This window comes from Virgibacillus ainsalahensis, assembly GCF_055380755.1.
Genome location: NZ_AP043943.1, coordinates 2142447 through 2154374, shown reverse-complemented (window position 1 = coordinate 2154374; position 11928 = coordinate 2142447). Strand labels below are relative to the sequence as shown.

General features: G+C 38.6%; 9 protein-coding genes. 7 read left to right on the top strand and 2 right to left on the bottom strand.

The window, feature by feature from the left end:
* Positions 1-569 precede the first annotated feature (569 nt).
* Positions 570-794 carry a small acid-soluble spore protein SspI gene (gene sspI / locus ACZ427_RS10500; protein ID WP_461179329.1) on the bottom strand — a complete coding sequence of 75 codons (225 nt, stop codon included), beginning with the start codon at positions 792-794 and terminating at the stop codon, positions 570-572.
* A 101-nt stretch (positions 795-895) separates the two neighbouring features.
* On the opposite strand from sspI, the gene ACZ427_RS10495 reads away from it, so the two are divergent.
* The 3 genes from ACZ427_RS10495 (at position 896) to pheT (ending at position 5524) form a co-directional block, all read left to right on the top strand.
* A complete protein-coding gene (locus ACZ427_RS10495; protein WP_461179328.1) occupies positions 896-1633 on the top strand; it encodes a TrmH family RNA methyltransferase in 738 nt (245 codons plus the stop codon).
* Between the two features lie 412 nt (positions 1634-2045).
* Positions 2046-3080 (top strand): phenylalanine--tRNA ligase subunit alpha, encoded by a 1035-nt coding sequence (gene pheS, locus ACZ427_RS10490; RefSeq protein WP_461179327.1) that lies wholly within the window; start codon positions 2046-2048, stop codon positions 3078-3080.
* A gap of 14 nt (positions 3081-3094) precedes the next feature.
* On the top strand, positions 3095-5524 hold the full coding sequence (pheT, locus tag ACZ427_RS10485; protein ID WP_461179326.1) for a phenylalanine--tRNA ligase subunit beta: 2430 nt from the start codon (positions 3095-3097) through the stop codon (positions 5522-5524).
* Positions 5525-5748: 224 nt separating this feature from the next.
* On the opposite strand, the gene rnhC is transcribed toward pheT, so the two are convergent.
* Positions 5749-6681 (bottom strand): ribonuclease HIII, encoded by a 933-nt coding sequence (rnhC, locus tag ACZ427_RS10480; RefSeq protein WP_461179325.1) that lies wholly within the window; start codon positions 6679-6681, stop codon positions 5749-5751.
* A gap of 153 nt (positions 6682-6834) precedes the next feature.
* Between rnhC and zapA the strand changes: the two genes are divergently transcribed.
* The 4 genes from zapA to ACZ427_RS10460 all read left to right on the top strand — a co-directional run bounded on the left by zapA (position 6835) and on the right by ACZ427_RS10460 (position 11919).
* The gene (gene zapA, locus ACZ427_RS10475) at positions 6835-7098 is read left to right on the top strand and encodes a cell division protein ZapA (RefSeq protein WP_461179324.1); all 264 of its coding nucleotides are present in this window, start codon (positions 6835-6837) and stop codon (positions 7096-7098) included.
* Between the two features lie 3 nt (positions 7099-7101).
* On the top strand, positions 7102-7656 hold the full coding sequence (locus ACZ427_RS10470; protein WP_461179323.1) for a CvpA family protein: 555 nt from the start codon (positions 7102-7104) through the stop codon (positions 7654-7656).
* A gap of 110 nt (positions 7657-7766) precedes the next feature.
* Complete coding sequence (gene polX / locus ACZ427_RS10465) at positions 7767-9485, top strand: DNA polymerase/3'-5' exonuclease PolX (protein ID WP_461179322.1); 1719 nt, start codon at positions 7767-7769, stop codon at positions 9483-9485.
* A 91-nt stretch (positions 9486-9576) separates the two neighbouring features.
* Positions 9577-11919: an endonuclease MutS2 gene (locus tag ACZ427_RS10460; protein WP_461179321.1), complete on the top strand. Its 2343-nt coding sequence runs from the start codon at positions 9577-9579 to the stop codon at positions 11917-11919.
* The last annotated feature ends 9 nt before the right edge of the window (positions 11920-11928 follow it).

Below are 11928 nucleotides of genomic sequence, written 5' to 3'. Positions count from 1 at the left end.
TTATAGGAACTCATTACAATAAAGCATATGATTACATTTTATAGCATTTACGAAATAAACAGTCAAATAGTTTCAGATTCCTGGAAATAATTTCTGATGAAAAAATATGAAATCACCCCAGATACAGAGAATTATTCGTTACTTTAGATCTATAGATATTATTATATGTGTTAGTTTTATAAAAAGAATGTAAAATGTTTAGGTATATCGAATTATTTTTTATAATCCTGTTTTTTCGACAAGTCTTTGTCGTCCTTTTGTATTAGAAAAAGTTTACGATATGGAGAGAGTCCGAAAATATAAAGTGATTTTTTAGCGAAAAATTTAGATGATTTCTTTAGATGGCCTTCGAAGAGTTTGGCATAACTTTCAGCCTCGGATCAACAAGATGTTGATCATATAGGCTTTGCCCAAATCTTTACGGTGTGAAGCGTAATAGCAGTCTTAATCTGTTAGAAAACTTGGTTTTTGTGGCAAAAGCCAAAGCTCGCACTTATGTAGGAATTATACTTTTTGCCAAAAAAAGACAGATGCTGCGATCGCATCTGTCTTTTCAAGAAATATCATGGTTATTCTCCGTTCGATGCTTGTTTGACACCTTGTTCCAGAGCATCCACCATTTCCTGTTTTTCCTGTTCATCGGATTGATTCCAGATTAATTCAAAGAGTACACCGAGTCCTGGGAGCATCTTTTCGTCACCATTCTGTATTGCATCAACAATTGTTGCTTCCAGCTGGTCTTGATCATTGGAAGCTATATTCGATAAAATAGCATTACGTAAATTTAAATTCATTTTTTCCACCTCTTTTGTTAGTATTAAGCTACTGATAGTTTGACCACAAAGGTGAGAAATATGTATGATAATAAAAGATATGATGAATAGGACTGAAAAATATGATTACATCACTAAAAAATGAAAAAGTGAAAACTTGGCGCAAACTGCATAAACGAAAGGAACGTACGGTTTCTGGAGCTTTTTTAGTGGAAGGATTCCATCTCGTTGAGGAAGCATATCATAGCAATTGGACCATTAAAGAAATAATACTGACGGAAGAAACTGATGCGCCACACGGGATGGAACATTTACCTATCGAAAAAGTCAGTGAATCGGTTTTTGGACACATTTCGCAGACAAAAACACCGCAGGGAATAGCAGCCATGGTAGCTATTCATCATGAACCGGAGACTTTAGGTGATTCTATGCTGCTGATTGATTCTGTACAAGATCCCGGGAATCTAGGAACACTTATACGCACAGCAGATGCTGCCGGATTTGATGGGGTTGTTTTAGGAGATGGAACAGTTGATTTGTACAATGATAAAGTAGTAAGGGCAACTCAGGGTTCGCTTTTTCATATGCCGATTTTCCAGACTAATCTGCAGGAAATTGTTCCCAGACTGAAACAGGAAGGATTTAATGTATGGGCAACTGCATTGTTGAATGCAAAAAAATATAATGAAGTTGCTGTAGAGGACAAAGTGGCAGTAATTGTAGGCAATGAAGGTGCGGGAGTGCAGAGGGAATTACTGGATATGGCGGACACGATTGTTAATATACCGATTTACGGAAAAGCGGAATCATTGAATGTGAGTATCGCAGCCGGAATTTTAATGTATTATATAAAAACATAATGTTGCAAGCTGCGTCTAAATTATCTATAATGAATTTATTATATAAAAGCGTCGAAAGAGCAGGATAACAATTTATCAGCGATAAAGGGAAGAATTGCCCCGGACTGAGAGCATTTCTATCGTATTAAATGTTATTATTTCACTCTGGAGCAGGCACTTGGACCTTGTTAAATCAAGTAAAGGTGTACCGGATTTTATCCGTTATCAATTATTAAGTTGGACACAAGCGGGATATGTTTTATACATATTTAATTCGTGTCAACAAGGGTGGTACCGCGATTAAACAGCCTCGTCCCTTTATAGGGATTGAGGCTTTTTTAATGCCATAGAAAATTGTTTATCTATAAGCTGTTATTTTCGCGACTTTAAATGAGGTATGGTTTCAAATTATATAAAAGGAGGCATCTCACAGATGAAAGAGCAGTTAGAAGCAATACAAGCAGAAGCACTTGAAAAAATTTCCGAAGCAGAAGATGTCAAGCAACTTCAGGAAATTAAAGTCACTTATTTAGGAAAAAAGGGTTCGCTTACTGGAGTACTAAGAGGGATGGGGAAACTTTCCAAAGAAGAACGTCCTGTTGTTGGGGAGATTGCAAACCGTGTGAGAGAGACGATCACAGAAAGTTTGGATCAAAAATCGGGAAAATTGGAAGAAGTGGCGATGGAAAAACAATTGGAAGCAGAATCAATTGACGTAACGCTTCCTGGGAGACCGGTTAAAATAGGCGGTCCGCATTTGTTAACAAGCATTGTAGAAGAGATTGAGGATTTATTTATTGGAATGGGATTTGAAGTAAGGGAAGGCCCGGAAGTGGAAAAAGATTATTTTAATTTTGAGGCATTGAATCTTCCGAAAAATCACCCGGCACGTGATATGCAGGACTCTTTTTACATTACAAACGAATTACTGTTAAGGACACATACATCCCCTGTACAGGCACGAACGATGCAGGAATATAATGGTGAAAAATCAGTGAAAATGATTTGCCCCGGTAAAGTATACAGACGTGATACGGATGATGCGACACACTCTCATCAATTTACACAGATTGAGGGGCTTTATGTAGATAAAGATGTCCGCATGAGTGACCTTAAAGGAATCTTGAACAGGTTTGCCAAAAAGATGTTTGGAGAAGACCGCGAAATTCGCCTTCGCCCAAGTTTCTTCCCATTTACGGAGCCTTCTGTTGAAATGGATATTTCATGTAAGGTTTGTCACGGGAAAGGCTGTTCTGTCTGTAAACAATCAGGCTGGATTGAGATTTTGGGTGGCGGAATGGTGCATCCAAATGTTTTGGAAATGGCTGGATACAATTCCGAAGTATACACTGGGTTTGCCTTTGGCATGGGGCCAGAACGTATTGCCATGCTCAAATATGGAGTGAATGACATTCGCCAATTCTATACAAATGATAAACGATTTTTGAAACAATACCACAATGCATAGGGAGTGACTTGAACGTGTTCGTATCATTAAACTGGTTGAGAAATTATGTTGATTTAGGAAATATAACACCTGAGGATCTCGCTGAAAAAATAACGAAGTCAGGGATTGAAGTTGACGGAATCGAATATATAGCCGAAGAAAGCACAGGAGTCGTTATCGGTTATGTGGAATCCTGTGAGAAGCATCCGAATGCCGATAAGCTGAATCTTTGCCAGGTCGATATTGGTGATGAAGAAAAACTTCAAATTATTTGCGGAGCGCCAAATATTGCTCAAGGTCAAAAAGTAGCCGTTGCAAAACCAGGGGCTGTTTTACCGGGTAATTTTAAAATCAAAAAAGTAAAACTGCGCGGAGTCGAATCAAACGGGATGATTTGTTCACTTCAGGAACTGGGGGTGGATGAAAAATACGTACCGAAAGACACAGCAGACGGTATTTTTGTTTTTCCTGAAAATGTGGTAACAGGAGAAAGTGTGGAAGTTTTATTAAACTTAAATGATGCCGTTTTGGAGTTTGATTTGACTCCGAACAGAGCAGATGCCTTAAGCATGCTCGGTGTTGCATATGAAGTTGCTGCTGTTTTAGATCAGGAAATTAAATTACCGGTAATAGAAGTGGAAAATAGCAAGGAAGATGCACATCATGCTGTAACAGTGGAAGTGGAGAACCCTGAATTAAATCCATATTATGGAGCGTTTGTAATTAAGGATGTAGAAATCAAGCCATCACCGCTTTGGATGAGTAATTATTTAATGGCAGCTGGAATACGCCCAATCAATAATGTAGTAGATATTACCAATTATGTATTGCTTGAGTATGGTCAGCCGCTGCATGCCTTTGATTACGATAAACTTGGAACCGGGAAAATTACCGTACGCACTGCGAAACAAGGAGAAAAATTGGTAACTCTGGATGATCAGGAGCGTGTATTGTCAGAAGAAAACCTTGTTATTACAGATGGCAGTAATCCAATTGCACTTGCTGGTGTAATGGGCGGTGCAAGCACTGAGGTAACAAATGAAACTACTTCCGTTTTACTGGAAGCTGCTTATTTTAACCCGTCTTCCGTTCGAAAAACAGTAAAAGAAACGGGGCTTCGAAGTGAATCCAGTACCCGTTTTGAAAAAGGGATCGACCCAAACCGGGTAAAAGAAGCAGGACAAAGAGCCTGTCAGCTTTTGCAGCAATATGCTGGGGGAACGGTTCTTGCTAATGCTGTTGAAGTAGATGAACTGGATCGATCTGATAGAAAAGTGGCGATGAATGCAGATGAAATTAATAAACGCCTGGGAACCGAAATCGGAATCCAAGAAATTGTTCAGATATTAAAGAAACTGAGGTTTGATTTTGAACAGGATGGTAAGGATTTTACTGTTTATGTGCCAACACGACGGCAGGATATCACGTTATTTGAAGATATGCTGGAAGAAGTGGCGCGAATTTATGGTTACGATAATTTACCATTTACGTTACCTACAGGTGAATCCAGTGCTGGTGCATTAACAGAAAGACAACAGCTTTTGCGTAACGTGAAAAACTATTTGCAGGGAGCAGGATTACTGGAAACCTTAACATATTCTTTAACAAATAAAGATCATATTGAAAAGTTAATCAGTCCAGAAATAGCAGCCTGGAATCCGGAGCCGGTAACATTGGCCATGCCAATGAGCGAGGATCATAAATTTCTGCGTTTAAGTATTCTGCCGGAATTATTAGCTACATTAACTTATAATCAGGCTAGAAACCTGACTGATCTGGCTTATTATGAACTTGGTAAAGTCTTTCTATCAGATGAAAAGTTGCTGACAAAACAGCCGGATGAACAACTTCGTTTATCTGGAGCATTAACAGGAAAATGGATAGAACACCCGTGGCAGCTAGAGAAAAAGGAAATAGACTTTTATGTCGTAAAAGGAATAATTGAAGGATTGTTCGACTATTTACAAATTCCAATCACCTTTGAACAGGCTAAACTTCCAGAGATGCATCCAGGAAGAGGTGCGACTTTATTAATTAATAATAAAGTAATTGGATTTATTGGCCAAATCCATCCAATGCTTGCAAAAAATCTGGATTTAAAAGAAACGTACGTATTCGACTTAAATATGGAGGAAGTAGTGGCAGCATACAACAGTGTTCCAACATATCATCAAATACCGAAATATCCATCAATTGTACGTGATATAGCATTTATTCTGGACGAAGAAGTATCAGCAGGTGATGTAAAAGCGACTATCGAGGAAATAGGGGCCCCTTTGGTAAAACAAGTACAGATTTTTGATGTATATCAAGGTGAAAATGTAGCAGAAGGCAAGAAATCCATCGCTTATAGTCTCTTATATCAACACCCGGAGAAAACGTTAAAAGATGAGGAAGTTGAAGAGTCGTATCAAAAAGTGGTAGAGACGGTTAATAGTAAATATAATGCATATGTACGATCTTAAATTAAACAAGAAAAGAGCTGAACCTTCTGGGGACAGCTCTTTTCTATAGGTTGTTTCCTAAAGTTTGGGTCTGTAGCTACGCTTCCCACCGAAAAGAAAAATTGCAACATAACTTGAAAGGAAGAATGCTGCTTTTCCCCACAGTGGAAATAAGCCCAGCTGTTACGGCGTATTTTATATCAATTACTTGGGTTAGAGGGCAAAAAATTTATGAAAAAGCCTTTTTATAGATACAATCTTGCTTTTTTTGTATTAGCGAAATGTATTTTTCCGCATCTATTTAATATCATTTCTCCTTTATTCTGAATGATATTTGCTATTGTCTGATCCACTTTTTTTGAAGCGCCCTTTGGAAGTGTGATGCCCATGTCACTGGACAGGTTATCCATTTCTTTAAGAAAACTTGTTCTCGCGATGATGGATCCTGCAGCAACAGCTATCGAATAGCTTTCCGCTTTCGTCATAAAAAAGGTGTTTTCAGGAGCTGTCTGTTTTTCGGATGAAATATGTTTATGGTAAACAGTGGGCTCGCAGAACTGGTCGATTAATATTCCGTCTAAAGATTTATTGCCGATTTTTTTAACAAGATTGCTGATTGCATGATGATGCAGCATTGCCTTCATTTTTCCCTGTGTCCATCCTTGTTTTTGTAGTTTATTATATTTTTCATTATGTAAAACAAGTAAGGAATAGGGGATATTCAACTTTATAATTTCCTGTGCGAGTTTTCGAATGACGGTATCGGTCAAATTTTTTGAATCCTTCACGCCCAGATTTCTTAACACTTCAATCTGTTGCCGTTCCACATATACAGCTGCCACGGTAATTGGTCCAAAGTAATCACCTGTACCGGCTTCATCCGAGCCTATATGACTGCTGCTGAATAATGTGGTAGGGGGCGTGAATGTTGTCTGTTTCTTTTTGGATTTTGCCGGTTTGCTCGATATTGGCATGGTTTCGCTCGTCCATTTTTTAACTTCTGTTTCCGGTGAACTTCCTTGAAACAGTACTTTACCGGATTTATAAGCAGTTATGACGGCGTTTGCTGTTTTTGCGCGAAAGACAGCTCCCTGTGGTGGTGATATAAGGGAATTTGTATAATACAGCTTCATTTTTCCTATAGTTTCCAATGATAAAACATGTACGTTCTGTGCCATAAAACTTTCACTCCAATCGATTCCACTATATATGACTATAGCAAATCATGCTTAACAAAGAAATACTTCACTTATATTCAGATTTCTTTCCTAATTCCTTTACTTCGTGTTAATATAAAGTGAACAATTTTTCTCAGCCAGGAGGGTAATATTGTGACCCACAACGAAAAAAAGCGAATTACGGTAGACATACATAATAAATCGTATACAATCGTCGGTAAGGAATCGGGAAATCACGTTCGACTGGTTGCGAATCTCGTTGACCAGAAAATGAATGAAATATATGAGATGAATAGCCATCTTGATACGACAAAATTAGCTGTTCTAACAGCTGTTAATACAATGAATGATTATTTAAAACTAAAAGAGGACTATGCAAAATTGCTAGGTTCATTAAGAGAGAAAGAGGATAAATAACGTATGTTTGATTTCTTTTTAATTATATTACTGCTATTTGGATTTTTCATGGGATTGAAAAGGGGATTCATTCTGCAGTTATTCCATTTGATCGGATTTATTGTTGCATTTATTGTTGCAGTAATGTATTACGATAAACTCGCAGAGCGCCTTGCATTATGGATTCCCTACCCGGAATTACCGGATGACAGTGCATGGGCAGAGTTTCTTCAGGCATTGCCATTGGAAAATGCCTTTTATAGTGCCATCGCATTTGCAATTATCTTTTTTGCTGTAAAAATAATATTGCAGATTATCGCTTCGATGCTGGATTTTGTAGCGTCTATACCCATTCTAAAATCAGTCAATAAGATTTTGGGTGCAGTCTTAGGGGTTGTCGAAATTTATTTGTTGCTTTTTATTATTCTTTACATCCTTGCGTTGACACCTCTTGCAGGCATTCAATCATGGATTAATGATTCTTCCATTGCGTTGTTTATTATTGAACACACACCCTATTTTTCAGAGAAGATAAAAGAATTATGGTTTACTCATGTTTCTGACATGTTAAACAGTTAAGTTACAGAGACTGGTCGAACGATTAGGGGAATACCGTTGTATGTCAGTACAACAGGTATTATCTTAAGCGATCAGTCTCTTTTAATACGAATCATGGCAGGTGTAGAAAAATGACAATAAACAAGAAAGATGTAATAAAACTACTTGAAAAGATTGCGGTTTATCTGGAGCTTAAAGGGGAGAATACGTTTAAGATATCCGCCTACCGCAAAGCTGCGGCCGCTTTGGAGCAAGATGAAAGGTCGCTGAACACTATCGATGATTATACGAAAATTAAAGGGATTGGAAAAGGGACAGGCACAGTTATTGAAGAATATGTTCAAAATGGAACATCCGAAACATTAATGGCGTTGGAAAAAGAAATACCGGCAGGCCTGGTACCGTTACTGGATCTTCAAGGTTTAGGTGGAAAAAAATTAGCTAAACTATATCAGGAGCTTGGTGTAACAGATGCCAAATCCCTTAAGTCTGCATGTGAAAATGGAGAAGTGGAAAGTCTCGCTGGTTTTGGAAAAAAAACTGCTGAAAAAATACTCGCAGCAATTGAAGAATCAGGAAAACGTCCGGAACGATTACCGGTTGCTGTCATGCTTCCGATTGCAGAGAAAATTGAAGCATATCTGAGCGAAATAAAGGAAGTTAATCAATTTTCCCGTGCTGGGAGTCTGCGAAGAATGCGAGAAACGATAAAAGATATTGACTATATTATTGCAACAGATGCCCCTCAGAAAGTTCGTGATACACTGTTGGAAATCGAAAACATTAAGGAAGTCATTGCAAAAGGTGAGACGAAAATTTCAGTTACATTAGATGATATTTATGATATAAATGTGGATTTTCGTCTTGTGAAAAAGGACGAATTTGCATCCACCCTGCATCATTTTACCGGTTCAAAAGATCACAATGTTGCAATGAGGCAGTTGGCTAAATCACGAGGCGAAAAAATCAATGAATATGGAATTGAAAAAGAGGACTCTGGTGACATTATTACATTTACATCCGAAAAGGAATTTTTCAATCATTTCAATTTAAATTATATCCCGCCAGAGGTCAGAGAAAACACCGGAGAAGTAGAAGCATTTGAAAGAAAGATTCCACTTATCGAACTGGATGATATCCGTGGTGATTTGCATATGCATACAACAGCAAGTGATGGTGCTCAGTCACTGGAGGAAATGGTCAACCAGGCCCGGGAAAAAGGGTATGAATTTATGGCGGTGACCGACCACTCCAAATATTTGCGTGTGGCACACGGATTGGATGAGTCAAGGCTAAGAAAACAACGCGAGGAAATAGAAATATTAAAAGAGAAATATAAAGATATTCATATTTTTGCAGGGGTTGAAATGGATATCTTACCAGACGGGAAACTGGACTTTTCCAATGCATTTCTGAAGGAGATGGATTTTGTTATTGGTGCGATTCATTCAAGTTTCAATCAGTCGCAGGATAAAATAATGCACAGGCTTTATAGCGCATTGGATAATCCATATGTGTCTTTAATTGCGCACCCGACAGGCAGATTAATTGGCCGCAGGGAAGGGTACAATGTGGATTATAATAAATTATTGGAGCGGGCAAAAGAGACCAATACAGCCCTGGAAATTAATGCGAATCCGAACCGCCTGGATCTTGCTGCTGAGTTGGCACGAAAAGCGCAGGAATCTGAAGTCAACTTGGCAATTAATACGGACGCGCATAATTATCAAATGCTTGAACATATGAAATATGGGGTTGCTACAGCAAGGAAGGGCTGGATTGAAAAAGAAAATGTAATAAATACATGGACAAAAGAGAAACTTACTGATTACTTTAGTCGTAATAAGTAAGATAGAGATATTAGACAAGCTAAAGGGCCCGCTTGAGCAGGGCCTATAGCTGATGCCGGCGTCAAAAGCATAATTAAAGGAGTTAGTATGTATGAATGATAGAATCCTCCACGTATTGGAATTCAAAAAAATAATCGAACAATTAAATAGCCAGGCAGCTACCTCACTGGGAAAAGATTTTGCTTCTAAATTAAAACCTTCAACGGAATTAGATGAAGTGATAGAAATGCAGGAAGAAACAGATGAAGCCACACAGGTATTACGCTTGAATGCAGCCATTCCGCTAGGTGGCATTTTTGATATTCGCGAAAGTATTAAACGTAGTGTGATTGGCGGTGTTTTAAGAACAGAAGAATGTCTTGATGTTGCGAATACAATTTATGGAGGAAGACAGGTAAAGGATTTTATTGAAAGTCTTGAAGAGGAACGGCCAATATTACAGGGGCTAACCTCCGAAATTACACCATTGAGAGAATTGGAAAGACAAATTAAAAGCTGTATTGATGATCATGGTTATGTGATGGATAGTGCTTCCGGAAAACTCCGCAGTATACGCTCATCTATCAGAACATCTGAAAGCAGGGTGCGTGATAAGCTTGATAGCTACACAAAATCAAATAGTAACATGTTGTCTGATGCAATTATTACGATAAGAAATGATCGTTATGTTCTTCCGGTTAAACAGGAACACCGCGGTTCAATTGGTGGTATCGTACATGATCAGTCAGCTTCAGGCCAGACATTGTTTATGGAACCGAGAGCGGTGGTGGATCTTAACAATCAATTGCAGGAGTCGAGGGTGAAGGAAACACAGGAAATCGAGCGGATTTTGAAAGAATTAAGTGAGCATATTGCAAGCCAGGAAGAATTATTATATGAAAATGTTATGGTTTTGGGACAGATTGACTTCATGTTCGCCAGAGCAAAATTAGGTCAGCAAATGAAAGCATCCATGCCTAAAATGAACAATAAGGGTATTATTAAAATGCAGCAGGCGCGTCACCCTTTAATTCCCAAGGAGGAAGTGGTCGCGAATGATGTTGAAATCGGCAGCTCATATACTTCCATTGTGATTACAGGGCCTAATACAGGCGGTAAAACAGTTACATTGAAAATGGTCGGTTTGTGTACCTTAATGGCACAATCGGGCTTGCAGATACCAGCTTTTGATGGCTGTGAATTGGCTGTTTTCGAAAATGTCTTTGCTGATATTGGGGACGAGCAATCAATTGAGCAAAATTTAAGTACTTTTTCATCCCACATGACAAATATTGTTTCTATTCTTGAACATGTTGATCATAAGACTTTGGTTTTATTTGATGAGCTTGGTGCTGGAACTGACCCACAAGAAGGTGCTGCATTAGCGATGTCAATTTTGGATGAAGTGATAGCAAGAGATGCCAGAGTGATTGCAACCACGCATTATCCTGAATTGAAGGCATACGGATATAACAGGGAAAATGTTATTAATGCATCGGTTGAATTTAATGTTGAGACGCTCCAGCCAACCTATCGCCTTCTCATTGGTGTACCTGGAAGGAGCAATGCTTTCGAGATATCAAGCCGTCTGGGTTTGAATGATTCTGTTATTGAACGGGCGAAAAGTCATATCGGTGTTGATTCAAGCCAGGTTGAGAATATGATTGCTTCACTGGAAAAGTCCCAGCTTGATGCGGAGAAGGATTATGAGGAAGCACACCGTACTTTACTGGAGTCCGAGAAGCTTAGAGAAGATATTATTGAACAGTGGAATCAATTTGATCAGACAAGAGAAGCACTATACAAAAAGGCAGAAGAAAAAGCGGAGAAAGCATTGAATAATGCACGTGAAGAAGCAGAGCTAATTGTTGATGAAATACGTGCCATGAAGACCAGTACTCAAATGAAAGAACATGAATGGATAGAGGCAAGAAAAATCCTGGAGGAAGCAAAGCCTGAGCTATCAAAAAAACAAAAAAATGTGAAAAACATACAGACTCCTTCCAATAAAGAAATTCATCCAGGTGATGAAATTAAATTATTAACCGTAAATCAGCAAGGAACTGTACTGGAAAAGGTAAATGAAAGAGAATATCTTGTACAGGTTGGAATTATGAAGGTGAAAGTTAAACGGGCTGATCTTCAATTAATTGAGAAGCAAAAACAAACGGTGGAAAGGCCGATGGCAACAATCAAAGGATCTACCTATCATGTAAAAACAGAGTTGGATTTGCGAGGAGAACGTTTTGAGGATGCTTTGCTGCAAGTGGAAAAGTATATAGACGACGTCTTACTGGCTGGTTATTCAAAAGTAACGATTATTCACGGAAAAGGAACCGGCGCATTACGAAATGGCGTACAGGAATTTGTTAAGCAACACCCGAATATCGCTTCATCAAGGGCTGGATCGTCAGGTGAAGGAGGTAGTGGTGTTACAGTAATTGAATTCCGATGAAACGCAGTT

Coding starts and splice junctions, on each gene's coding strand:
- ACZ427_RS10470 (WP_461179323.1), top strand. CDS start 7,102: ATGTTTGATTTCTTTTTAATTATATTACTGCTATTTGGATTTTTCATG.
- sspI (WP_461179329.1), bottom strand. CDS start 794: ATGAATTTAAATTTACGTAATGCTATTTTATCGAATATAGCTTCCAAT.
- pheS (WP_461179327.1), top strand. CDS start 2,046: ATGAAAGAGCAGTTAGAAGCAATACAAGCAGAAGCACTTGAAAAAATT.
- ACZ427_RS10460 (WP_461179321.1), top strand. CDS start 9,577: ATGAATGATAGAATCCTCCACGTATTGGAATTCAAAAAAATAATCGAA.
- rnhC (WP_461179325.1), bottom strand. CDS start 6,681: ATGGCACAGAACGTACATGTTTTATCATTGGAAACTATAGGAAAAATG.
- polX (WP_461179322.1), top strand. CDS start 7,767: ATGACAATAAACAAGAAAGATGTAATAAAACTACTTGAAAAGATTGCG.
- ACZ427_RS10495 (WP_461179328.1), top strand. CDS start 896: ATGATTACATCACTAAAAAATGAAAAAGTGAAAACTTGGCGCAAACTG.